The sequence below is a fragment of the Trinickia sp. NRRL B-1857 genome (assembly GCF_050470685.1).
Lineage (GTDB): Bacteria > Pseudomonadota > Gammaproteobacteria > Burkholderiales > Burkholderiaceae > Trinickia.
On record NZ_JBFLUK010000001.1, the window covers coordinates 4,386,296 to 4,409,037 of the forward strand.

The following is a 22,742-nucleotide window of genomic DNA, read 5'->3' on the forward strand; positions in this document are numbered from 1 at the left end:
CGATGCCCGGGGCATCGGTACGGCGCGAGCTTCATTACATCTACAGGGCGACGATCGATGATGCATAGTTTGCGCGCCCGCTTGCTTTGGTGGGTGTTATTGCCGCTGGCGGCATTCATGTTGGTGGCCGGCGTCATGGCCTTCGACGCCGCGCGCCAAACGGCGGATCTGCTACAGGACAACGCGCTGCTCGCGTCGGCGCGGACGATCGGCGAAGACGTCGAATGGAGCAACGGCGAGTTGCGCGCGGACATTCCGCCGGCCGCGTTGGAAATATTCGAGTCGCCTTACCACGACCATGTGTTCTACAAGGTGGTGGCGGGCGACGATCGGCTCTTGGGCGGCACGCCCGAGCTCGCGCTGCCGCAGCGTCGGGCGCCATATCCCATCTTCTACGACACCGCGCTCGATGGGCAAACGATCCGCGCGGTAGCCTACCGCCGGCAGCTATATAACGCGGGTGTCGCGCTGCCCGTCGTCGTCATCGTGGGCAAGACGCAGGCTTCGCGTGAAGGCATGCTCGCGCAGTTGTGGCATCCGCAATTGGTCCGGCAGGGGTTGATGCTCGTACTGGCGGTATTGCTCGTGCTGATCGGTCTGACGAGCGAGTTGCGGCCGCTCATGAAGTTGAAGGACGACGTGGCCGATCGCGATCCGATGCAGCTCGAACCCGTGCGGGTCGATCACTTGCCGACGGAGTTGCGGCCGATAGTCGATGCGATCAATCAGTGCATCGCGCGGCTCAAGCTGCATACGAATACGCAGCGCCAGTTCATTGCCGATGCGGCCCATCAACTGCGCACGCCGCTCACGCTGCTCGACACGCAGGTGCAGTGCGCGCGCCAGTGCGGGGACGATCCGCCTGCATTGGCCGACGCGCTCGGCGCCATTCATCGCACGAGCCGCAAGATGACCGAAATGACGAATCAACTGCTGCTGCTCGCACGGGCCGAATCGGCGCCTTTGCCGCAGCCGAGCGTGCCCGTCGATTTGGGACAAGTTGTGTCCTCGGTGCTGGAGGAGTTGATTTTGGCCGCGCAGCGGCGCGAGATCGATCTAGGCGCTGAACTGGGCGAAGACTTGCGCGTGGCGGGTAGCGAGCAACTGTTGACGGCGCTCGTCGCCAACCTCGTGGACAATGCGATCCGCTATACCCGCGAGGGCGGGTGCGTGACCGCCCGTTGCCGGCGCATCGGCGACGAGGTCGTGCTCGACGTGATCGACGACGGGCCCGGTATTCCCGCCGAAATTCGGGCTCATGTTTTCGAGCGCTTTTATCGCGGCAAGACGGATGTCGAAGGAACGGGCCTCGGCTTATCGATCGTGCAGCGCATTGCGCAATCGCACGGCGGAACGGTTGGGGTCGCGCCGGGCGAGGGACGCGTGGGGCTCGTGGCCACCGTGCACCTGCCGGCTTGGAAGGAATGAAGCAATGAAGCTGCTGCTCGTGGAAGACAACGCCGATCTGTCGCACTGGATCGTCAATTTGCTGCAAGGCGAGAATTTCGCCGTCGACTGCGTGCCTGACGGCGAGACGGCGGATGCCGTTTTGCGTACGGGCCGCTACGACGTCATCTTGCTCGATATGCGATTGCCGCGCATGAGCGGCAAGGACGTGCTCGCCCGGCTCCGCCGGCGCGGCGACAACGCACCGGTGTTGATGCTCACCGCGCACGGCTCGATCGAGGACAAGGTCGATTGCTTCAGCGCGGGCGCGGACGACTATGTCGTCAAGCCGTTCGATGCACGCGAGCTGATTGCGCGGATCAAGGCGCTGATCCGGCGCCAAGCGGGAGGCAAGTCGGTCTCCTTGGTATGCGGCGATCTGCACTACAACACGAACACGCGCGAGTTCAGCCACAACGAAACGCCGCTCGCGCTGCGCCGCCGCGAGCATGCCATCCTCGAAGCGCTGATGCTCAAGCAAGGCAAGACGGTATCGAAGACGGCGTTGATGGACAGCGTCTATAGCCTCGAGGACGAACCGAGCGCCGATGCCATCGACATCTACATTCATCGTCTGCGCAAACACCTAACGAACTCGACGGCGCAAATCATGACGCTGCGCGGGCTCGGCTACGTGTTGCGCGCGAAGGACGGCTCGTAGCTCGGCGTTAGTCATAAATACCTCATACATTGCGGTGTTTACGTGAAACTACTTAGTAATCCTAAGTAATTGCGAAAGGAGCGTGAAGGATACAGACCGATACGATTGTCTCCATTGCGACGTTGTTCAAGTGAAGCGCGCCAGTGCCGCGTGCTTCGCGCATACAAAACACAATTTCAACGCAGTGAGTGAGGAGATGATCTTGAAGAAAACCTATCGGACATTGGCGCTGACGGCCGGCGCTTTGGTGGCAACGGGCGCGCATGCGCAATCGAGCGTGCAGCTTTATGGCCTGATCGATTTGTCGGCGGTTGCCTATACGACGAACGCGAACGCAGCCGGCAATCACTTGATCTCGATGGGCCACCCGGGCGACGTCGGTGGCGAACCCTGGTTCAGCGGCAGCCGTTGGGGCTTGCGCGGTGCCGAAGACATCGGCGGCGGCAACAAGATCATCTTCACGTTGGAGAGCGAGTTCGTGCCGACGAGCGGCAATGCCGAAGACGGCAGCCAACTCTTCGATCGCGATTCGTGGGTGGGGCTCGTGAATCCCACGCTCGGCCAAGTGACGGTCGGCTTCCAGGATACGGTCGCCAAGGACTTCTCGGGCCTGTACGGCGATCCGTACGTGAGCTCGACGTTCTCCACCAAGGAAGGCGCTTACACGAATTCGAACAACTTCAAGCAGCTCGTCTTCTACGCGGCAGGGCCGACGGGCACGCGTTCGGAAAACAGCATCGCGTGGAAGAAGCTATTTAGCAACGGCATCTACGCGGCGGCCGACTATCAATTCAGCAACTCGACGCAGTTCGCCACGGGCTCAGGCTATCAAGCCGCGCTCGGCTACAACGGGCCGAACTTCTCCGTCGGCGGCTTCTACAACCACGTGAACAACGGCGGATTCGTCGATCAGACGATGTCGCTCGGGGGCGACTTCCGCTTCGGCATCGGCCGTATCAACGCGGGCTATTTCCATTACACGGGCAAGCAAGGCTCGCTGCCGGATCGCGAAGACAACGCGTGGACGGTGTCGATGAAGATCGCGCCGCATGGCCCGCTCGACTATGAAGTCGGCTATCAGCAAATGCACGTGAAGAACGCTGCCTACAACACCGACGGCAACATTCCGAATGCGAACTCGGGATTGTTCGATCCGGCGGCGACGATCGTGCACAACGGATACAAGGAAACGCTCTACGCCTCGACGTTCTACCACTTGTCCAAACGCACCGAGCTGTACCTGGCCGCCGACTATATGAAGCTGCACGGCGGCTATACGGTCGGCACGACGTTCGGCCACAGCAACCAGCTCGAAGTGGCGACGGGTATCCGTACGCGCTTCTGATTTTCCTGACCTCCTCCAAGACGTTGCCGCCTGCGCGCGGCAATTCGAAGGCGGCGGCGAGTCCATTCGCTGCCGCCTTTTTTTCGGGAAGACGGCAATGGTAAGGATTACGAACGTTCGAGGTGCGTTGACCGCCACGCTCGTCGGCTATACGGGGGCGCTGGTATTCGTGATTGCGGCGTCGGTGGCCGGGCTGAAATCCGCCAACGTCGCCCTCGAAAGAATGTATAGCGGTGAAACCGCCGCGCTGACGGCATTGGCCGATAGTCGCGAAAACCTCATGCAGGCGCGCGTCGATCTCGGCGGTTACGAAACGCTCGTCGCGCAAGGCAAGCCGACGGGCCCGACGCTCGAGCGCGTGCATGCGGCGCTGCGCGCGAGCGATCGCGCACTGGCGATCTACGATGCCTTGCCGGTGGCGGACGACACGGAGGCCTCGCTCGCCGGCGCGCTACGGGCGGCGCGCACCGTGCTGATCAAGGAAGTGATCTTCCCGGAAGTGGCGGCCCTCGATCAGGACGACTTTTCGTCGTTTCGAACGATCGAGCGGCAGGCACCGGAGACACGCTTCACCGACTATCAGCGCGCCGCGCTGGGTCTCATGAATTTTCAAGTGCAGGCTCAGAAGCAGCATTTCGAGGCGGCCCGCGAGCGCTTTCACGCCTTGCTGTGGCTTTTTGCCGTGGTCGGCTGCGGCTCGTTGGCCTGCGCGATGCTCGCGCGCGGCGTGTTGCACGGCGCTATCGTCAAACCGATCGGCGCGGCCGTCGATCACTTCGAGCGCATTGCCTCGGGCGATCTGACCTCGACGATCGATACAGCCCAGGGCGGCGAGATGGGCAGGTTGATGACGGGGCTCGCGCGCATGCAATCGAGCTTGAGCGCCGCCGTGACGCGCGTGCGCGAGGGGACGGCCGAAATACGGCACGGCGTGCACGATATGGCGAGCGGTAACGCCGATTTGTCGGAGCGCACCGAGCGTCAAGCGGCTGCGCTGGAGCAGGCGGCCGCGAGCCTCCAGACACTCGCCGGCACCGTTGAGCAAAACGCTCGCCAAGCGGACGACGCGCGCGCGTTGGCCGAAACGGCTTCGGGCACGGCGCGCGGCGGTGGCGACGTCGTCGCCGAAATCGTGACGGCGATCGCGGATATGTCGGCCGATTCGACGCACATTGTCGACATCATCGGCGCCATCGAGGGCATTGCGTTTCAAACCAACATTCTTGCCCTCAATGCCGCCGTGGAGGCCGCGCGTGCAGGCGAGCAGGGGCGGGGATTTGCCGTCGTTGCCGGCGAGGTGCGCGCGCTGGCGCAGCGTGCCGCCACCGCGGCTAAGGAGATTCGCGCGCTCATGACGGCGTCCGTATCCAAGGTGCAAGGCGCGACGCAGTTGGCCGAGCGCGCCCGGCATACGATGGCCAATGTCGTCGATGCCGCGCGCGAAGTGACGCGGATCGTCGGCGAGATCAGCGCGGCTTCGGCGCGCCAATCGACAGGCATCGTCGAAATCAGCCGCACCGTTTCGCATATGGACAGCGCGACACAGCAAAACGCGGCGCTCGTCGAGCAGGCAGCCGGCGCGGCCGCCTCGCTCGAGGCGCAGGCCCGCTTGCTCGACGAGACGGTAGCCGCTTTCCGATTGCGGGCGAACGAGGAACTCGCTGTCGCTCGTTCGCCAGTGCCGGATGCACGGCCGCGCGTACCTTCGCTCAACCACGCATGACGACACTCGATCATCTGCCGAACAAAAATCGAATCGATACGCACCGCATCGTCGGCGTTACGCACGGCGGAAAGGTATTTCGACCGGGCGACTGGGCCGAGCGCCTCGCCGGCGTCATCGTCCTGTTCGTCAAGGAGCGGCGGCCGGGCAGCGCCGTCGCATCGACTTGGCTTGCCGTCCCGCTCGTCGAAGCGGGGGTGAGATGCCTAAGCGTATCGGGGGAATTGGCCGAAATCTGTCCCGAGGCGTTCGAGTTCGTCATGCGATTCGCGAGCGATAACGAATTACCGGTTCGGTCCGGCGACTAAGCGCGGCTTACGTCGATTTTTTTGGCTTCATTTTCTGCAAACGAACGATCACTCCCTTGCGAAGTGGGCGCGCTGCGCGGCAAACTGGCGTCTGCTCAAGTGCGGTATCCCAATCACGCAATAGCAAGAGAGGCATCGATGCAATTGATCGGCATGATGGATTCCCCGTTCGTACGTCGCGTCGCGGTATCGATGGCTGTGCTCGGCATCCCGTTCGAGCATCGGCCTGTCTCGGTCTTCAGGCACTTCGACGAATTCCGCGAGATCAATCCCGTCGTGAAAGCGCCTACTTTCATCGACGACGACGGCACGCAACTGATCGATTCGACGCTGATCCTCGACTACCTCGAGCAGCGCGCGGCGCCGCCAGCGCGCTTGATGCCGCAAGAGCCGGCGGCGCGCCGCAATGCGCTGCATCTAATCGGTTTCGCGCTCGCGGCTTGCGAGAAAACCGTGCAAATCGCCTACGAGCAGAGCGTGCGGCCGCAGGACAAGCGGCACGCGCCGTGGCTCGAACGCGGCGTGGCCGATGCCGTCCGCGCGGGTACTTGGCTGTGCGGCGATCGTCTCATGCAACCCGACATCACGGCGGCTGTCGCGTGGCGATTCACGCAGCACATCTCGCCGGGCGAGTTCGGATCGAGCCGTTATCCGGCGCTCGCGGCACTCTCCGAGCGCGCGGAGGCGTTGCCTGCATTTGTCGGTGCGCCCCTCGAGTGATGACTACGCCGATTGTTCGTTTCTCGCGACTTCTGACTTTCGATTTATTGCATTTATCGGCGTTGCGTGCGTCCTTACAATGGCACTCATATTGCATGACGGGGCATAGGCTGCTCCGCTCGCAGGAGAGTCGCCATGAAAAAGCTTATCGAACAACGGCTGTACAACCCGACCATCGTCTTGCCGATGGTGGAGCTCATGGAATTGATGGTGTCGCTCGATTTCAATCTCGGGCAGGTCGGCGCGGTCATGGCGACGCGCGGTGCGCGTGCGGCGCTGCATCGTTCGCGCGGGCTGCTCGGCCATCGTCAAGGCTGCGCATCGGCCAGCATCTGATCCCAAGGGGGCGCGCGAGCCGCGCTTCATCGCTCATCGGCTATGCCTGAGTCGTCCGTCGCCGTTTGCATCGGCTTGATTTCCGATACGCACGATCTCGTGCGCCCGCAGGCGCTGACGTGGCTCGCCGGCGTCGATGCGATCGTCCACGCGGGCGATATCTGCTCGCCCAGCGTGCTCGATGCGTTGGCCCAAATCGCGCCGGTCACGGCCGTGCGCGGCAACAACGACCGGGGTGCATGGGCCGAGACGTTGCAGAGCGCAACGACATTGACGTTCGCCGGCATTTCGATCTACGTGGTGCACGACATTGCCGATTTACGCATCGACCCGCGCACGCACGGGGTGGACGTGGTCGTGACGGGCCATTCGCATAAGCCGTCGGTGCTAACGCGCGACGGCGTGCTTTTCGTCAACCCCGGCAGCGCCGGGCCGCGCCGCTTTACCCTGCCGGTATCGGTCGGCCGGCTTTTCATCGAGCCAGACGGCGTTCGCGTCGAGCTCCATACGCTCGATTTGCAAGCGGACGGCCATCCGGCAGCCGCTCGACGGCGTGGCGGGAAGCAAGGGGGAAAGCACTAACCGGAGGGAAGCCGGCTCGCGCGATCGTGCGAGCCGGTTGCCGAGAAGGCGGGAGGAAGCGGGAGGAAGCGGGTAGACGCGAAAAGGCCTGTCGATCAGCCTTGCGTGGGCGGCACGTAGCCAGCCGCTTGGTCGGCGCCTTCGCCGAAGAAGAACTTCTCGGTTTGCTTCATCAGGTACTGGCGAGCGCGCGGATCGGCCATGTTCAAGCGGTTTTCGTTGATCAGCATCGTTTGCTGCTTGAGCCAGGTTTGCCAGGCTTCCTTCGAAACGCCTTCATAAATGCGCTTGCCAAGTTCGCCGGGCAGCGGCGGAAAATCGAGTCCTTCGGCTTCCTTGCCGAGTTTGACGCACTGAACCATGCGGGCCATCGTGAATTTCTCCTGTAGTCGATAGGGTAAGCGGCGCGGCGGATACGCTCAGAGATGCTTCATCAGCACGAGCGATTTGCGCTGCCAGTTATAGAGGCGGCGGCGGTCTTCGGGTAGATCGTCGACGGTAGCCTTGACGAAGCCGCGCTTGAGGAACCAGTGTTCGGTGCGGGTCGTCAGCACGAAAATCCGCGTGAGTCCGCGCGCACGCGCGCGCTGCTCGATCCGTTTGAGCAGCCGCTCGCCGTCGCCTGCGCCTTGTGCGTCGGGGGCAACCGTGAGGCACGCCATTTCGCCGATGCGCTCTTGCGGGTAAGCGTAGAGCGCCGCGCAGCCGAACAGAACGCCATCGTGCTCGATGACGGAGAAGTGATCGATATCGCGCTCGATCTGGTGACGGCCGCGCTTGACGAGCGTGCCGTCGGATTCGAGCGGCTCGATCAGCGTGAGAATGCCGCCGACGTCGTCGGGCGTGGCCTCGCGCAAGCTCTCGAGGTTCTCGTACGAGATCATCGTGCCGACGCCGTCGTGCAGGAACAATTCGAGCAGCAAGCTGCCGTCGAGCGAGTAGGGGATGATGTGCGCACGCGGCACGCCGCCGCGGCAGGCGCGCACGGCATGCTTCAAATAGAACGCCGGATCGCCCTTGAGCTCGCCGCTGTCGAGCAGCCGGTAGGCATCATCCAACGACAGTTCTTGCGTGAGCTCGCCGGCATCGCTCATGAGGCCCGGCGTTTCGGTCAGGAAGATGATCTTGTCGGCGCGCAGCGCGATCGCCGCCGCCGAGGCCACGTCTTCCATCGATAGATTGAACGCCTCGCCCGTGGGCGAAAAGCCGAGCGGCGAGAGCAGCACGAGCTTGCGGCTCGCGAGCGAGTGCTTGATCGATTCGGCGTCGACCTTACGGACGATGCCCGTGTGCTGGAAATCCACGCCGTCGAGGATGCCGACCGGCCGCGCGGTGACGAAGTTGCCTGAAACGACGCTGATGTGCGCGTGCGCCATCGGCGTGTTCGGCAGACCTTGGCTGATCGCCGCTTCGATATCGAGCCGCACTTCGCCGGCCGCTTCCTTGGCCGATTCGAGCGCGCGTGCATCGGTAATGCGCATGCCGTGCGAGAACTCCGATTGCACGCCATGCAAATTCATCTGTTCTTCGACCTGCGGGCGCGATCCGTGCACGAGCACGATCTGGATCCCCATGGCTTGCAACAGCGCGATGTCGGAGACAAGCGCGCTCAGCAGCCCCTCGTGGACCACTTCGCCCCCGAACCCGACGACGAACGTCTTGTTTCGGAACGCGTGGATATAAGGCGCGACCGATCGCATCCAGTCGACGAACTGGGCGTGCGAGACGGCGTCGGATTCGGGCGCCGCGGAACGGGCCGGGGCGCTTTCTGTCGTGGGGGCGAGGTCGGTTCGAGAATTCATCCCGGGATTATAATGCGCCCCCATGTCGAACGTATCCAAAAGTCCGGCCGCCAGTGAGGTCCGAGGGCCGCGCGCGGCGCGCAGCGAAAATGCGCGTCCCGCCGCCGCTCCGCGCAAGGCCGACGGTGACCGCCGTCCCGCTGTCCAGCCCAATCCCGTCCCACCGATCGAATTTCCGCCCGCGCTGCCCGTTTCGGGCCGGCGCGAGGAGATCGCACGCGCGATTCGCGACAACCAGGTCGTGATCGTGTCGGGCGAGACGGGCTCGGGCAAGACCACTCAGCTCCCGAAAATCTGCCTGTCGCTCGGCCGCGGCCTAGGCGCCGGCGGCACGGGCCTCATCGGCCATACGCAGCCGCGCCGGATCGCCGCGTCCGCGACGGGGCGGCGGATCGCCGAGGAACTGGGTACGCCGTTCGGCGAGGTCGTCGGCTATAAGGTGCGGTTCACGGACAATCTCGCTCCCGGCGCGTCGGTGAAGCTCATGACGGACGGGATTTTGCTGGCGGAGACGCAAACCGACCCGCTGCTGCGCGCCTATGACACGCTCATCATCGACGAGGCGCACGAGCGCAGCCTGAACATCGATTTTCTGCTCGGCTATTTGAAGCAGATCTTGCCCAAGCGGCCCGATCTGAAACTCATCGTCACCTCGGCGACGATCGACGCTGAGCGTTTCGCACGCCATTTCGGCACCGAAACGCGGCCGGCCCCGGTGATCGAGGTCAGTGGACGGCTCTATCCCGTCGAGATTCGGTATCGGCCCGTCGAGGAGCTCAGCGCGGCCATCAAATCCGCGCAGGGGACGACGGGACGCGAGCGCGCCGATCGTCCCGATCGGCCGAAAAGCGCCCGCGACGCGGATCGCGATCTCATGGACGCGATCGTCGACGCCGTCGACGAGCTGTGCCGGGAGGGGCCGGGCGATGTGCTCGTGTTCCTGCCGGGCGAGCGCGAGATCCGGGAGGCGGCCGAAGCGCTGCGCAAGCACCACCCGCCGCACACGGAGATCTTGCCGCTGTTCGCGCGCCTTTCGGCCGAAGAGCAGGCACGCGTGTTCAAGGCCTCGAACGCCCGGCGGCTCGTGCTGGCGACCAACGTCGCCGAGACTTCGCTGACGGTGCCCGGGATTCGCTACGTCGTCGATACGGGGCTCGCGCGCGTGAAGCGATACTCGTACCGCAATAAGGTCGAGCAGTTGCAAGTCGAGCCGATCTCGCAGGCCGCGGCGAATCAGCGGGCGGGGCGTTGCGGCCGGGTGGCCGACGGCGTCTGCATTCGCTTGTTCGACGAAACCGATTTTCAGGTTCGGTCGCGTTTTACCGATCCCGAGATCCTGCGTTCGTCGCTCGCGGCGGTCATTCTGCGGATGAAGTCGCTCCATCTGACGGAAATCGAATCGTTTCCGTTCATCGAGCCGCCGCCGGGCCGCGCGATCGCCGACGGCTATCAGCTCCTGGCCGAGCTCGGCGCCGTCGATGAGGACAATACGCTGACGCCGCTCGGTCGAGAGTTGGCCCGCTTGCCGCTCGATCCGCGCGTGGGCCGCATGATTTTGGCCGCACGCGATCAGCAAGCGCTGACCGAAGTGCTGGTCATTGCGAGTGCGTTATCGGTGCAAGATCCGCGCGAGCGGCCGGCCGACGCGCAGGAACAAGCCGACGAGGCGCACCGGCGTTTTGCCGACGAGCGCTCCGAGTTCCTACAATGGCTGCGCATCTGGAAGTGGTTCGGCGAAGCCGTGGCTCACAAGAAGTCGAACCGGCAGCTCGTCGACGCTTGCCGCGCACAATTTCTGTCGCATTTGCGGCTGCGCGAGTGGCGCGACGTCCATTCGCAACTGCTGACCGTTGTGCGCGAGCACGGCTGGCGCTTGAACGAGAGCGAGGCGACGTTCGAGCAGTTGCATTTGGCGCTGTTGACGGGATTGCTCGGCAACGTGGGTCTAAAGGCCGACGACGAGCCGCATTATCTCGGTGCGCGCGGCATCAAATTTTTCCTTTGGCCCGGCTCTACGCTCGTGAAAAAGGCGGGACGCTGGGTCATGGCCGGGGAGCTCGTCGAAACGAGCCGCCTGTACGCACGCAGTCTCGCGAAAATCGAACCGGAATGGATCGAAAAGGTCGCGGGCCATTTGCTGAAGAAGCAACTGTCGGAGCCGCACTGGGAGAAACGGGCCGCGCAGGTGACGGCGTTCGAGCGAGCCACACTGTACGGATTGCCCGTCTATCATCGCCGCCGCGTGGCGTTCGGCAAGCAGGACCCGGCGCGCGCGAGGGAACTGTTCATCCGCGGTGCGCTTGTGGAAGGGGAGTTCGAGACCAAGCTCGCCTTTTTTGCGCACAACCGAAAACTGCTGGTCGACATCGAACAGCTCGAGCATAAGTCGCGCAGGCAAGACGTGCTCGTCGACGACGAGTTGATTCACGCTTTTTACGACCAGGCGATCCCCGAGGGGATTCATACCGGCACGGCGTTCGAGCGCTGGTATCGCGACGAAGTCAAAAAGAGCGGACAGCCCGAAGACAAGCTGCGCTTGCTCTATTTGTCGCGCGACGACCTCATGCGCCACGAGGCGGCCGGCGTTACGACCGATCTGTTCCCGAAGCGCATGGCGATGGCCGGCAGCGAGATGGGGCTCGGGTACCACTTCGAGCCCGGCTCGCCGCGCGACGGCGTCACGCTGACGGTGCCGCTTTATGCGCTCAACCAGGTCGATCCGCGCCGCGCGGAATGGCTCGTGCCGGGCATGCTCAAGGAAAAAGTGCAGCTTCTGCTCAAGTCGTTGCCGCAGAAGCTGCGCCGCCACTGCGTGCCGCTGCCGGACTATGCGGCCGGGTTCGCTGCGCGCCACGAGTCGCGCGTCGGCGTGGGCGGGCTCGTCGAGACCCTGATCGCCGACGTGCGCGAGCAAACGCAAGTCGCGCTCAAGTCGACCGACTTCAAGCTCGAAACGCTGCCGGCGCACTTGTTCATGAACTTCAAGATCGTCGACGAGCATGGCCGTCAGCTCGCGATGGGCCGCAACCTCGCGCAGTTGCGCTCCGAACTCGGTGCAGATGCTCAGCGGCATTTTCAGAAGCTGGCGGCCGGGGTCACGCTCACCGGCGCGGGCGAGGCGCGGCCGCAAAAGGGCAGTGGCGGCGCGCCCGGTCCCGCGCGCGCCTCGACCGCGAGCCGCCCCGATACGGGCGGCGAGGCGAATGCCGCACCGGGCACGCCCGCCGCGACGGCGCTGTATGACAATCTGACGACTTGGAACTTCGGCAAATTGCCCGAGTTGCTCGAGATCCGGCGGGGCGGGCAGACGTTGTTCGGCTATCCCGCGCTCGTCGATCGCACGACGCACTGCGACGTGGAAGTGTTCGATTCGCCCGAGCAAGCCGCGCTTATCCACCGGGCCGGGCTGCGGCGCTTGTTTGCGTTGCAACTGCGCGAGCCGATCAAGTATTTGGAGAAGAACCTGCCCGGCTTGCGCGAGATGGCGATGCAGTTTATGCCGCTCGGCACGCAGGAGGCGCTGCGGGACCAGTTGATCGAGATGGCGCTGGAGCGCGCGTGCCTCCAAGAGCCGCTACCCACCGACGATGCGAGCTTCCACGCGCGTCGAGATGAGGGCAAGGGGCGGCTTTCGCTGCTCGCGCAGGAAATCGCCCGGTTGGTGGGACAGGTCCTCGCCGAGTACGCCGCCGTCACGAAAAAGCTCGCACAGGCGAAGCCGTTCGCACAGGCTTACGCGGACATGCAGCAGCAACTCCAGGCGTTGATCGGCAAGCGTTTCATCGTCGATACGCCTTACCCGCAGCTCGCGCATTTCCCGCGCTATTTGAAAGCGATCGGGCAGCGTATCGACAAGCTCAAAGCCGATCCCGCGCGAGATACGCGCTCGTTCGCCGAGATGCAGCCGCTCTTGGTTCAATATCAGCGCGCGCAGTCGGCGCGCGGCGGCGTGCCCGATGCGCGGCTCACGGAATTCCGGTGGCTGCTGGAAGAATTGCGCGTTTCGCTGTTCGCTCAGGAACTGCGTACGCCAATGCCTGTCTCCGTCAAGCGCCTACACAAAGTGTGGGAGTCGATGCAGCGATGAGCGGGGCGGCGCGATGCCGCCCCACATCTTGCGATGCGCCCCGGTTCATCGGCCGATGTTTTTTGGACCTTGGTCAACCGTGCCGTCTCGCAAACGTTTTATGATGGCAGCGGTTTTTTCGAACGAGTTCTCATGCTTACCTCATTCTTTTCTCGCGCAGGGCGCGCCACTCGCGTGGCCGGCGCGTTCGCGGCGGCCTGCTTTGCGGCGGCGGCGATGTCCCCCGCGGCTCACGCAAGCGACGTCGTCGTCCTCAATTCGGGCGAGGCGACCCTTTCTCTGATCGACCAAGCGACCCAGCAAATGGTCCCCGGCAAGATTCCGACGGGCAAGGAGCCGCATCATTTGATGCTGGCGCCCGGCGGGCACTCGCTGATCGTGGCCGATTCGGTGTCGAACGATCTCATGTTCGTCGACCCGAAGACGGGTAAGGTGCAAAAACGCCTGGAAAACATCGAAGATCCGTATCAGCTCGGCTTTTCGCCGGACGGAAAGTGGTTCGTGACGACGGGGTTGCGTCTCGATCGTCTCGATATTTACTCGTACGATTCGAAGACGGAAACGCCGACGCTCGTCAAGCGGCTGCCGCTCGCGACGATGCCGAGCCACATGGCGTTCACGAAGGACAGCAAGACGGTGTTCGTCACGCTCCAGGTCTCGGGGCAGGTGGCGGCCGTCGATCTGGCGACGCAAACCGTCAAGTGGAAGATGAACGTCGGCGATACGCCGGCGGGCCTGTGGCTGACGCCGGGCGACAACTACTTGCTCGTCGGCATGACCGGCGAGGACGACGTCGCGGTCGTCGATTGGCGCAAGCAAAGCGTCGTCAAACGGATCCAGACCGGCAAGGGCGCGCATAACTTCCGCTCGCTCGACGACGGCGTGCACGTCGCCGTGTCCAATCGCGTGGCCAGCACGATCAGCATCATCGACGAAAACACGCTGACTAACGTCGGCGACATTACGGGTCTGATGCCGGGACCGGACGATATGGAACTGACGGCCGACAAGCGTTATATGTGGGTGACGTTCCGCTTCGCCAAGCATGTCGGCATCATCGACATGGCTTCGCGCAAGTTGATCAAGACGATCGCGGTCGGCCGCTCGCCGCACGGCATTTTCTTCTACGACCGCGCGCCGGTGACGGCACCGAACGGCGCTTAAGCGGGCGCCGCGCCATGCTGCATTGGATCGTTTTGTCGCTCGATGGGCTCGTCTCGTCGCTGCAAACGTGGCTCTTCATGGACGTCATCCAGCCGCTGCTGTTCAAGTTCGGCTGGATGGATTACGACGAGGACACCTACGACGCGCTGTATCCCGTTATCGTCGGGTTCTTGACCATCGTTTCGATGTACGTGCTGCTCCGCCCGCTCGAGGCGTTGCGGCCCGTGGAACGCTGGAACGACAGGAAAGCGGTGCGGGTAGACGTGTTCTATACCTGGATCGCAAAGCTCGGGCTGTTCAACCTGTTCTTTTTCGTCGCTTTCCAGCCGATTTTCGATAGGAGCCAGGTCTGGCTGCGCTATCACGGCATCGCGAACATCAATCTCGATACGCTTTGGCCCGGCGTGACGTCGCAGCCGCTCGTCGCATTCGCGATTTATCTCGTCGTGCTCGACTTCGCCGGCTATTGGTATCACCGCTGGCAGCATCGATTCGGCGTCTGGTGGGAGTTGCACGCCGTTCATCACAGCCAGCGTCAGATGTCGCTATGGTGCGACGATCGCAATCACCTGCTCGACGATGTGGTCCAGGCGGGTTTTTTCGCCGCGATCGCGCTGGCGATCGGCATCGCCCCGACGCAATTCGTCGTTCTCACAGCGGTCACGAACTTCGCGCAGAGCGTGCAGCATGCCAACGCTCGGCTGCCGTTCGGCCCCCTGCTCGAGCGATTGATCGTCAGCCCCACGTTCCACCGCCGGCACCATGCGGTCGGTTACGGCCATGAGGGAACGGCGTACGGGTGCAACTTCGGCGTGCTCTTCCCTTGGTGGGATATGCTGTTTCGGACGGCATCGTGGAGTCGGGCACTCGAGCCCACCGGCATCCGTCAGCAACTTGAGGGTGAATCGTATGGAGAAGGGTTCGTCGCGCAACACTGGCTCGCGCTCGTGCGTATCGCGCGCCGGGTGCGCCCGCGTCGCGGCGGCGGGGGAGCGGCCGCGGTCTGACGAGGCGCGCGCATGAGCGGTTTTTTGCGGTCTCTCGGAAAAGCGACGGCAAGCGTGCTGCACCCGCGCATGCTTTGGCTCACCTTCATGCCGTTCGTGGTGGCGGCCGTGGGGTGGGGCGCATTCTTCTGGTTCATGTGGCAGCCGCTCGTGGGCGCCGCGCGCGCGTGGCTGGCCGACTCTTGGTTCGGCTCGGCGCTCGATCATGCCTTCGACTGGGTCGGATTGAGTTCGCTGCACGCCGCGCTCGCGCCGTTTCTCGTCGTTGCGCTATCTATTCCGCTGATCGTCACGACGGTGTTGCTTCTGATCGCGACGATTTCGATGCCGCTCGTGGTGCGACATCTGTCCTTGCGCCGCTTCGCCGATCTCGAGCAGCGCCGGGGCGGTTCATGGTACGGCTCGCTTGCGCACTCGCTCGTGACGGCCGTCGTCTGCATCGTCCTGTTCTTGGTGACGCTGCCGCTGTGGCTGTTTCCGCCGCTGTTCGCGGTGATTCCACCGCTGCTTTGGGGCTGGCTGACCTACCGCGTGATGACTTACGATGCGCTGGCCTTGCACGCGAGCCGCGACGAACGCCGCGCGCTGATTCGACGCCACCGCGGGCCGCTGTTCGCGATCGGCATCGCGACCGGCTTGATGGGCACCGTGCCGACGCTGATCTGGGCGTGGTCCGTTTGGCTCGTCGTGCTGTTCCCGGTGATCACCGCCGCCACGATTTGGATCTATGCGTTTATCCTCGTGTTTTCGGCGCTGTGGTTCGGCCACTACTGTCTCGACGCGTTGCAGCGTCTGCGTGCCGACGAGGCGCTTCCATCCATGTGAGGGCGGTCTATGGCATTCGGTGTGATCATTATCGGGGATGAAATTCTTTCGGGCCGGCGCGTCGACAAGCACCTGCCGAAAGTCATCGAGTTGCTGAGCGCGCGAGGTCTGGCACTGGCTTGGGCCGAGTACGTCGGCGACGATCCCGAGCGCATCAAGGCCACGCTTGCGCGCACGTTCGCATCCGGCGACATCGTTTTTTCGACGGGAGGCATCGGCGCCACGCCCGATGATCACACGCGGCAATGCGCGGCCGACGCGCTCGGCGTGTCGCTGGAGCTGCATCCCGAAGCGGCCGAGCTCATTCGGACGCGCATTCGCGAGATGCACGCGGCGTCCAATGCCGCAGCCGCGTCGCAGCCGATCGACTTCGATGCGCCCGAGAATCTTCACCGCCTGAACATGGGCGTGTTTCCGCGCGGCGCGACGATCATCCCGAACGGCTACAACAAGATTCCCGGCTTTTCGATGGGCGACCATCACTTCGTGCCGGGGTTTCCCGTGATGGCTTGGCCGATGATCGAATGGGTGCTCGATACGAAGTACGCGCATCTGCATCATGCCGTGGCGCACGCCGAGCGCTCGCTGTACGTCTTCGAGCTCATGGAGTCGACGCTCACGCCGTTGATGGAAAAAATCGAAGCCGATTTCCCGGGTGTGCGCGTATTTAGTTTGCCGAGCGTCGGCGATGCCGAACGCGGCGGCGTATTCGTACGCCGGCATATCGATTTGGGCGTCAAAGGCGAGCCCGAGGCGGTGGCTGCGGCGTTCGTCAAACTTCGAGAAGGCGTACATCTGCTCGGCGGCGATATCGTCGAGCCCGAAGCGAGCTGATCGCGCCCGGGCTGCACACAAGCCCCTACTGTCCCGCACTGTCTGGCCGGCGAAGCGCCGGCCGTTTTCCCCGCACCTCCTTCCGCCAGGCTAGGCCGATCGGCCACCTTCGTGCGTAACCGGTCCGAGACCGGTGCACGCTCACGCCTTTTGCCGCCAGCGGCTTTACGCTGCCGGCGGCGTTCGATTGATTCCTTAACGCTTGGACTATCGCGCACGGTCGGACTGCGTGGCGCGCCATCGACGAGCAACTGGCTGATGAATTGGGAAAATCGGGAAAAGTGGGAAAAACGGGAAAATCTATGTACAATATCTACGTTGTCGTGCCTCTACCGTACAGGGACCTTATGTCGATCCGAATGCATGAGATCAGGCTGTCGAGCGCCGAGCTCAAGCGTCTGACCGAGCTGTCGATCGCGGGGGTGCGTCAACTTGTCGGTCGCCTGTCCCGCACCGCTCCAACGTCCGATCGGCTCAACACCGGCAGTGCGGACCGCAGTGTCGTTCTCGAGCGTTTTCGCCGTCAGCAGCTAGCGGCCGAGCAGCTCAAGCGCAACCGAATCGGTCGTCTGTTGCAGCGTTTCTACTCTCGCTCGTCCGACGATTCGCTGATCAGGCGCTGCGGTGGAATTCTGAGCTTCGAGCTTGGCCTGGACGGCTACGAAGCAGGATGGGGAGTCTCAGTCGCTAAGTACTTTCAGTCGCTCGTCTTGCGCTGGGATGCGAATCGTCGTGCAGCGCTTTTGAAGGCGGGGCGAGGGCGTGCCTGCGTGCGTACCCGTACGCGCAGCCTTGCTTCTCGGTCGCGGTTGATTGCGCCGGTCGGCGCGCCGCCCCTGTTCGTTCACTGAAGGAGTCGTAATGGAACCTGCAACGAAGGAAAGTGGTTTGGTTACAAAGGCGAACTTGCGAGCTGTCGTCAACGGCCAGTATCCGAGCGATCCGCATCAACTGATCACCCGGTTGGCGGATGACTTGCTCAAGGACGTTTTCGACGAATTGCGTAAGCAACCCGCGACCGCAAATAGCCGCCTAAGGGTCAGTGAGCCGCTCAAGCATGCGCTTGAAACCCGGCTAGCCGACCTACTGATACCCGAGGGCGCGGTGTCGAGGCCCGCCGCATTCCTATCGTTGCCGATTACGAAGCTGAGCCCTGAAGAGGTGATGGCACGAACGGGTATGTCGAAAACCACGCTCTACCGAGGCGATCACGTCAAGTTTTATAGCGCGATTCCGGTGGGTATGAAAAATGGGCGTGCTTATCCGGCTTGGCAGTTTGTCGGGAATATCCCGTCGCTGCTGCCCGAGGTGCTAGCGATCCTCGGCAGGAAATCGAGGATACAGGTCAACACCTTCTTCGTGACGGAGCTCGATGCGCTTAATGAGTTGTCGCCCGCCGAAGTGCTGGCCGGGCTCGCATTCGAGGATCGAGGGGCGCTTGCGCCCGAGCAAGCTCGAATCTTGGCGCGGCCCGAAAGCGCGCGGTTCGACAAGGTTATGGCGCTTGCTGCGATGGAGGTTGCTGACCCGGACTAGGTAAGCGGGTATGTCCATCAGCAATCAAGTTGAAAGAAATGTGCCGAAGGAATTTGAAGAATCGATACCTTCCGTCGAACAGATAGTCCGGGCGCTAGGGCGACGTACTTATCAATATAAGCTCGATACCGAATTCGTCCGTGCGTCGCACAGTGCGAAGTACGTCAGAACGGCATCCCCTTTCCAGGCGCACCGATTCGGGCCGCCCATCGAGTTCGGCCGCCCGGATGGGGCGCTCGAGTTCACCTGGCTATATATGGCGACTAGCGACTTGGTCGCCGTATGGGAAAGCAAACTGGTCGTGAACAATCGCGGCGCGGGAAACGGCTACCACGTGACTCGTACAGCGGCGCAATCGGGCGTGCTGGCGCGCATACGATTCAATCGCGTCCTGTCGCTATGGAGCTTGGGCGAAGACAACAGCAGCCGCCTCGGCATTCACGACATGATTTCCTCCGTCGCTCATGATTCTTGCCAGTGGCTCGGCTACCGCATCCGTCAAGCGATGCTGTCGATAGAGGAAAGCAGCCGGCCCGACGGATTCGTGTATCCGTCCCGTCGGATCAAGGGGCTCCCTGCGCTCGCTATTGCCGATTGGGCCGTGGTCGAGCTCTTTGAGCATGCCGAGGTTGCGATCGAGGCTTTCGCCCAGTCGGATACATACGCCTATTTGCAAGCGGATCCGATGTTGACGAGCCCTCCCGAGCTTGACGCCCCGCGCTTGGTTACTCGCTAGCAAAGCGCTGACAAAGCGGGTTTGCCGGATGGCGGCAAACCCGCTTTGTCATGCACGGCCATTGCCGTGCTCGCCGATGCGTTTCAAGCCCCGATCCACGGTAACCCGCGGAAGCACCATCCGGTGACGGTCTTGCGGTGTCCGTTGCCGTCCTTATCGCCCTCGAACCCTTCCAATAGATCGTAGGCGCTACCGAAACCCGCTTGCGCGGCTGCCACGGCCGCGAGTTTCGAGCGGGCCGCGCTGCGGCAAAGAAAGAGGACGGGCGTGTCGGCCGAAGGCACCGCCTGCTTCAATTGCTCAATGAATTCGGCATTGGGTACGCCGCCCGGATAGCGGCTCCATTCGATATGGAGGTACTGTCCGTCCCCAACGAGCGGACGACCGACCCAATCGAGTTCCGCGCGCGTGCGCACATCGACGAGACGCGCGCGAGGATCGAGCTGCAACCATTCGAAGGCTTCGTTCGGCGACACGGCGCCCGCATACGGCAATTGGTGTTCGGTGCGGCGCGCGCCGGCTTGCGTGAGGATTTGGTCCAGTGAACTCATGACCCGACGTCTCCAAAATTCGTAAACGACCATTCTAGCCCCGCCATGCACGCGCAAGCCGTCGATAGGCGCACTTCGATGTGCGCTGGCGTGCGCCAAAAAAGTGCGCTTTCTCGTCATATGCACCACAATGGGAGTGTCGGTCCGCCCGCTACGCCGATTTGGCACTCAAATGGTGCGTATTGCGCTTGCGCCGTCGCTCGCACAGTTCAATGCGGTGCGTCGCCGGTTCCGGCGCGGGGCGCGGCCCGACAAGGCAGCCCCGGACATGCGGAACAATCCGTACTTCACTTGGCACGGAAGCTGCTTTTAACCGCGGCGATCGCTTGCAAGACCAGCTTCGGCGTACGAACCGGAGTGAAGAAAGCGAAGAACCGCCGAACCTATCAATGGAGAAGAGGATATGAGTAAATCCGTGGCCGACGTCATGCAGCTCGTGAAGGACGAGGACGTCAAGTTTGTCGACTTTCGCTTCACCGATACGCGCGGCAAGGAGCAGCACGTTTCGGTGCCGCTGTCGGCGTTCGACGAAGACAAGTTCGAAAGCGGCCATGCGTTCGACGGTTCCTCGATTGCCGGCTGGAAGGGCATCGAAGCGTCGGACATGCTGCTCATGCCCGATGCCAACACGGCCTTCATCGATCCGTTCTACGAAGAGCCGACGCTCGTTTTGAGCTGCGACGTGGTCGAGCCGGCGGACGGCAAGGGCTACGAGCGCGATCCGCGCTCGCTGGCCAAGCGCGCCGAAGCGTACCTGAAGAGCACGGGTCTGGGCGACACCGCCTTCTTCGGTCCGGAACCCGAGTTTTTCATTTTCGACTCGGTGACGTGGAACACGGATATGTCGGGCTGCTTCGTGAAGATCGGCTCGGAAGAAGCGCCGTGGTCGTCGGCGAAGGAATTCGAAAACGGCAACACGGGTCACCGTCCGGGTACGAAGGGCGGCTACTTCCCGGTTGCGCCGGTCGATACGTTCCAAGACATGCGCTCGGAAATGTGTCTGCTGCTTGAACAAATCGGCATTCCGGTCGAAGTGCACCACCACGAAGTGGCGGGCCAAGGCCAAAACGAAATCGGCACGAAGTTCTCGACGCTGGTGCAACGCGCCGACTGGACGCAGCAACTGAAGTACATCGTCCATAACGTCGCGCACACGTACGGCAAGACGGCAACGTTCATGCCGAAGCCCGTCGTCGGCGACAACGGCTCGGGCATGCACGTGCACCAGTCGATTTGGAAGGACGGACAAAACCTGTTCGCGGGCAACGGCTACGCCGGTCTGTCGGAATTCGCGCTGTTCTACATCGGCGGCATCATCAAGCACGCTCGCGCGCTGAACGCCATCACGAACCCGACGACGAACTCGTACAAGCGTCTCGTGCCGCACTTCGAAGCACCGGTCAAGCTCGCTTACTCGGCGCGCAACCGCTCGGCATCGATCCGTATTCCGCACGTGAGCAATCCGAAGGGCCGCCGTATCGAAACGCGCTTCCCGGATCCGATGGCCAACCCGTACCTGTGCTTCTCGGCGCTGATGATGGCCGGTTTGGACGGCGTGCAGAACAAGATCCACCCGGGCGAAGCCGCCGATAAGAACCTGTACGATCTGCCGCCCGAAGAGGACGCAAAGATCCCGACGGTTTGCGCGGGCCTCGACCAAGCACTCGAAGCGCTCGACAAGGATCGTGAGTTCCTGACGCGCGGCGGCGTGTTCACGGACGGTATGCTCGACGCCTACCTCGAACTGAAGGAAGGCGAACTGCAACGCCTGCGTATGACCACGCACCCGATCGAGTTCGAAATGTACTACTCGCTGTAAGCGACGCGATGGCTTCGTCTTTGTCGTCGGCGAAGCCTCGCGGTCGGTCTCGAAGGGACGGCGGCGCCGTCCCTTTTTCGTTCGTTGCGCACTCGCGCTCATGAGTCGACGATGGTGCTCAGGAACTTGATGAAAGCGAAAACAGGTGGGGCCGAGCCGCTTTCAGGCGATGCGGTTCTAACGCAGTCGGGACTGCTACCCGGCCTCGAGGCGCTGCCCACGGTTACGCTCGTGCTCGAAAAGCGCACGCTGCGCGTCGCGTTCGCGAATCCGTCGGCCGAATCGATGCTGGATCTGTCGCGCCGGCAGCTCATGCAGATGTCGTGGCCCGAGTTGTTCGCGAACGGCGACGAGCTCGTGGCGACGATCTCCGCGATCGCCGAACACCGCTTTCATGCGACGCATCTGGATGCCGTGCTCGAGCGTCCGGGCCGCGAACCGCTTCATGTTCACGTGGTGGTCGGCTTTTTGGAGAGCGCACCCGATTATGTGCTGCTCGAGTTGTTCGAGAACGAACGTCATTTGCGGACCGATCGGGAAGAGCGCATTCACGATTTGTCGATCGCCAATAAGCAACTGATCCGCAATCTCGCGCACGAAATCAAAAACCCGCTCGGCGGCATTCGCGGCGCCGCGCAATTGCTCGAGTTCGAACTCGGTGCGCGCGAACGGCAAGAGCTGCGCGAGTACACGCAAGTGATCGTCAAGGAATCCGATCGCTTGCAGACGCTCGTCGATCGCCTGCTCGAGCCGCATCGGCATCCGCACGTCGTGGGTGACGTCAATATCCATGAAGTGTGCGAGCGCGTGCGTGCCGTGATCCTCGCGGAGTTTCCGCGCGGCCTCACGATCGAGCGCGACTACGACGTGAGCGTCCCCGATTTGCGCGGCGATAAAGAGCAGCTCATTCAAGCGTTGCTGAACATCGTGCGCAATGCCGCTCAGGCGCTGCGCGAACGAATCGGGCAGGGCGATGCGCGCATTGCCTTGCGCACGCGCGTCGCGCGCAAAGTGACGATTTCCAAGCGCCTATTCAAATTGGCATTGGACTTGCGAGTCATCGACAACGGGCCCGGGATTCCCGAAGAAATCCGCGATCGTATTTTTTATCCACTCGTGTCCGGCCGCGAAGACGGCAGCGGCCTCGGTTTGACGCTTGCTCAGACGTTCGTGCAACAGCACGATGGCTTGATCGAGGTCGAGAGCCGCCCCGGACACACCGAGTTTCAGATTTTGTTGCCGCTCGTCAATTGATAAGAC

21 protein-coding genes are annotated in these 22,742 nt (G+C 62.9%); 18 read left to right on the top strand and 3 right to left on the bottom strand.

Annotated features, from left to right (window positions below):
- The first annotated feature begins 57 nt into the window (after positions 1–57).
- The 8 genes from AB1286_RS19535 to AB1286_RS19570 all read left to right on the top strand — a co-directional run bounded on the left by AB1286_RS19535 (position 58) and on the right by AB1286_RS19570 (position 7,121).
- A complete protein-coding gene (locus AB1286_RS19535) occupies positions 58–1,428 on the top strand; it encodes a sensor histidine kinase N-terminal domain-containing protein (RefSeq protein WP_430364812.1) in 1,371 nt (456 codons plus the stop codon).
- A gap of 4 nt (positions 1,429–1,432) precedes the next feature.
- Complete coding sequence (locus AB1286_RS19540; protein WP_430364813.1) at positions 1,433–2,107, top strand: response regulator; 675 nt, start codon at positions 1,433–1,435, stop codon at positions 2,105–2,107.
- A 196-nt stretch (positions 2,108–2,303) separates the two neighbouring features.
- Complete coding sequence (locus AB1286_RS19545) at positions 2,304–3,452, top strand: porin (protein ID WP_430364814.1); 1,149 nt, start codon at positions 2,304–2,306, stop codon at positions 3,450–3,452.
- 97 nt (positions 3,453–3,549) lie between these two features.
- Complete coding sequence (locus AB1286_RS19550; RefSeq protein ID WP_430364815.1) at positions 3,550–5,175, top strand: methyl-accepting chemotaxis protein; 1,626 nt, start codon at positions 3,550–3,552, stop codon at positions 5,173–5,175.
- Entirely contained in the window at positions 5,172–5,483 is a 312-nt protein-coding gene (locus AB1286_RS19555) for a DUF3579 domain-containing protein (protein ID WP_430364816.1), read from the top strand. Before AB1286_RS19550 ends, AB1286_RS19555 begins: the two co-directional genes overlap by 4 nt.
- Before the next feature lie 138 nt (positions 5,484–5,621).
- Complete coding sequence (locus tag AB1286_RS19560) at positions 5,622–6,203, top strand: glutathione S-transferase family protein (protein ID WP_430364817.1); 582 nt, start codon at positions 5,622–5,624, stop codon at positions 6,201–6,203.
- Positions 6,204–6,338: 135 nt separating this feature from the next.
- A complete protein-coding gene (locus AB1286_RS19565; protein WP_430364818.1) occupies positions 6,339–6,539 on the top strand; it encodes a hypothetical protein in 201 nt (66 codons plus the stop codon).
- 42 nt (positions 6,540–6,581) lie between these two features.
- Positions 6,582–7,121 carry a metallophosphoesterase family protein gene (locus AB1286_RS19570; protein WP_430364819.1) on the top strand — a complete coding sequence of 180 codons (540 nt, stop codon included), beginning with the start codon at positions 6,582–6,584 and terminating at the stop codon, positions 7,119–7,121.
- Positions 7,122–7,216: 95 nt separating this feature from the next.
- On the opposite strand, the gene AB1286_RS19575 is transcribed toward AB1286_RS19570, so the two are convergent.
- Together AB1286_RS19575 and argA are read right to left on the bottom strand one after the other, a co-directional pair.
- Positions 7,217–7,492 carry an oxidative damage protection protein gene (locus AB1286_RS19575; RefSeq protein ID WP_430364820.1) on the bottom strand — a complete coding sequence of 92 codons (276 nt, stop codon included), beginning with the start codon at positions 7,490–7,492 and terminating at the stop codon, positions 7,217–7,219.
- Positions 7,493–7,540: 48 nt separating this feature from the next.
- The gene (argA, locus tag AB1286_RS19580; RefSeq protein ID WP_430364821.1) at positions 7,541–8,923 is read right to left on the bottom strand and encodes an amino-acid N-acetyltransferase; all 1,383 of its coding nucleotides are present in this window, start codon (positions 8,921–8,923) and stop codon (positions 7,541–7,543) included.
- Between the two features lie 22 nt (positions 8,924–8,945).
- Here argA and hrpA point away from each other — a divergent pair, with 22 nt between their 5' ends.
- From hrpA to AB1286_RS19620, 8 genes are all read left to right on the top strand, one after another.
- Positions 8,946–13,010 (top strand): ATP-dependent RNA helicase HrpA, encoded by a 4,065-nt coding sequence (hrpA, locus tag AB1286_RS19585; RefSeq protein ID WP_430364822.1) that lies wholly within the window; start codon positions 8,946–8,948, stop codon positions 13,008–13,010.
- A 132-nt stretch (positions 13,011–13,142) separates the two neighbouring features.
- A complete protein-coding gene (locus tag AB1286_RS19590) occupies positions 13,143–14,174 on the top strand; it encodes a beta-propeller fold lactonase family protein (RefSeq protein WP_430364823.1) in 1,032 nt (343 codons plus the stop codon).
- A 14-nt stretch (positions 14,175–14,188) separates the two neighbouring features.
- On the top strand, positions 14,189–15,181 hold the full coding sequence (locus AB1286_RS19595; protein WP_430364824.1) for a sterol desaturase family protein: 993 nt from the start codon (positions 14,189–14,191) through the stop codon (positions 15,179–15,181).
- A gap of 12 nt (positions 15,182–15,193) precedes the next feature.
- Positions 15,194–16,006, top strand: a complete 813-nt coding sequence (locus AB1286_RS19600) for an EI24 domain-containing protein (RefSeq protein WP_430364825.1) — start codon at positions 15,194–15,196, stop codon at positions 16,004–16,006.
- A gap of 9 nt (positions 16,007–16,015) precedes the next feature.
- Positions 16,016–16,840, top strand: a complete 825-nt coding sequence (locus AB1286_RS19605) for a competence/damage-inducible protein A (protein ID WP_430364826.1) — start codon at positions 16,016–16,018, stop codon at positions 16,838–16,840.
- Between the two features lie 359 nt (positions 16,841–17,199).
- Positions 17,200–17,691, top strand: a complete 492-nt coding sequence (locus AB1286_RS19610; RefSeq protein ID WP_430364827.1) for a hypothetical protein — start codon at positions 17,200–17,202, stop codon at positions 17,689–17,691.
- Positions 17,692–17,701: 10 nt separating this feature from the next.
- Complete coding sequence (locus AB1286_RS19615) at positions 17,702–18,376, top strand: hypothetical protein (RefSeq protein ID WP_430364828.1); 675 nt, start codon at positions 17,702–17,704, stop codon at positions 18,374–18,376.
- 256 nt (positions 18,377–18,632) lie between these two features.
- On the top strand, positions 18,633–19,112 hold the full coding sequence (locus tag AB1286_RS19620; protein ID WP_430364829.1) for a hypothetical protein: 480 nt from the start codon (positions 18,633–18,635) through the stop codon (positions 19,110–19,112).
- 83 nt (positions 19,113–19,195) lie between these two features.
- On the opposite strand, the gene AB1286_RS19625 is transcribed toward AB1286_RS19620, so the two are convergent.
- A complete protein-coding gene (locus AB1286_RS19625) occupies positions 19,196–19,663 on the bottom strand; it encodes a rhodanese-like domain-containing protein (RefSeq protein WP_430364830.1) in 468 nt (155 codons plus the stop codon).
- A gap of 403 nt (positions 19,664–20,066) precedes the next feature.
- On the opposite strand from AB1286_RS19625, the gene glnA reads away from it, so the two are divergent.
- Together glnA and glnL are read left to right on the top strand one after the other, a co-directional pair.
- Complete coding sequence (glnA, locus tag AB1286_RS19630; RefSeq protein ID WP_430364831.1) at positions 20,067–21,482, top strand: type I glutamate--ammonia ligase; 1,416 nt, start codon at positions 20,067–20,069, stop codon at positions 21,480–21,482.
- A gap of 111 nt (positions 21,483–21,593) precedes the next feature.
- Positions 21,594–22,736 (top strand): nitrogen regulation protein NR(II), encoded by a 1,143-nt coding sequence (glnL, locus tag AB1286_RS19635; protein ID WP_430364832.1) that lies wholly within the window; start codon positions 21,594–21,596, stop codon positions 22,734–22,736.
- Positions 22,737–22,742 lie beyond the last annotated feature (6 nt).

Coding starts and splice junctions, on each gene's coding strand:
- AB1286_RS19535 (WP_430364812.1), top strand. CDS start 58: ATGATGCATAGTTTGCGCGCCCGCTTGCTTTGGTGGGTGTTATTGCCG.
- AB1286_RS19540 (WP_430364813.1), top strand. CDS start 1,433: ATGAAGCTGCTGCTCGTGGAAGACAACGCCGATCTGTCGCACTGGATC.
- AB1286_RS19545 (WP_430364814.1), top strand. CDS start 2,304: ATGATCTTGAAGAAAACCTATCGGACATTGGCGCTGACGGCCGGCGCT.
- AB1286_RS19550 (WP_430364815.1), top strand. CDS start 3,550: ATGGTAAGGATTACGAACGTTCGAGGTGCGTTGACCGCCACGCTCGTC.
- AB1286_RS19555 (WP_430364816.1), top strand. CDS start 5,172: ATGACGACACTCGATCATCTGCCGAACAAAAATCGAATCGATACGCAC.
- AB1286_RS19560 (WP_430364817.1), top strand. CDS start 5,622: ATGCAATTGATCGGCATGATGGATTCCCCGTTCGTACGTCGCGTCGCG.
- AB1286_RS19565 (WP_430364818.1), top strand. CDS start 6,339: ATGAAAAAGCTTATCGAACAACGGCTGTACAACCCGACCATCGTCTTG.
- AB1286_RS19570 (WP_430364819.1), top strand. CDS start 6,582: ATGCCTGAGTCGTCCGTCGCCGTTTGCATCGGCTTGATTTCCGATACG.
- AB1286_RS19575 (WP_430364820.1), bottom strand. CDS start 7,492: ATGGCCCGCATGGTTCAGTGCGTCAAACTCGGCAAGGAAGCCGAAGGA.
- argA (WP_430364821.1), bottom strand. CDS start 8,923: ATGAATTCTCGAACCGACCTCGCCCCCACGACAGAAAGCGCCCCGGCC.
- hrpA (WP_430364822.1), top strand. CDS start 8,946: ATGTCGAACGTATCCAAAAGTCCGGCCGCCAGTGAGGTCCGAGGGCCG.
- AB1286_RS19590 (WP_430364823.1), top strand. CDS start 13,143: ATGCTTACCTCATTCTTTTCTCGCGCAGGGCGCGCCACTCGCGTGGCC.
- AB1286_RS19595 (WP_430364824.1), top strand. CDS start 14,189: ATGCTGCATTGGATCGTTTTGTCGCTCGATGGGCTCGTCTCGTCGCTG.
- AB1286_RS19600 (WP_430364825.1), top strand. CDS start 15,194: ATGAGCGGTTTTTTGCGGTCTCTCGGAAAAGCGACGGCAAGCGTGCTG.
- AB1286_RS19605 (WP_430364826.1), top strand. CDS start 16,016: ATGGCATTCGGTGTGATCATTATCGGGGATGAAATTCTTTCGGGCCGG.
- AB1286_RS19610 (WP_430364827.1), top strand. CDS start 17,200: ATGCATGAGATCAGGCTGTCGAGCGCCGAGCTCAAGCGTCTGACCGAG.
- AB1286_RS19615 (WP_430364828.1), top strand. CDS start 17,702: ATGGAACCTGCAACGAAGGAAAGTGGTTTGGTTACAAAGGCGAACTTG.
- AB1286_RS19620 (WP_430364829.1), top strand. CDS start 18,633: ATGGCGACTAGCGACTTGGTCGCCGTATGGGAAAGCAAACTGGTCGTG.
- AB1286_RS19625 (WP_430364830.1), bottom strand. CDS start 19,663: ATGAGTTCACTGGACCAAATCCTCACGCAAGCCGGCGCGCGCCGCACC.
- glnA (WP_430364831.1), top strand. CDS start 20,067: ATGAGTAAATCCGTGGCCGACGTCATGCAGCTCGTGAAGGACGAGGAC.
- glnL (WP_430364832.1), top strand. CDS start 21,594: ATGGTGCTCAGGAACTTGATGAAAGCGAAAACAGGTGGGGCCGAGCCG.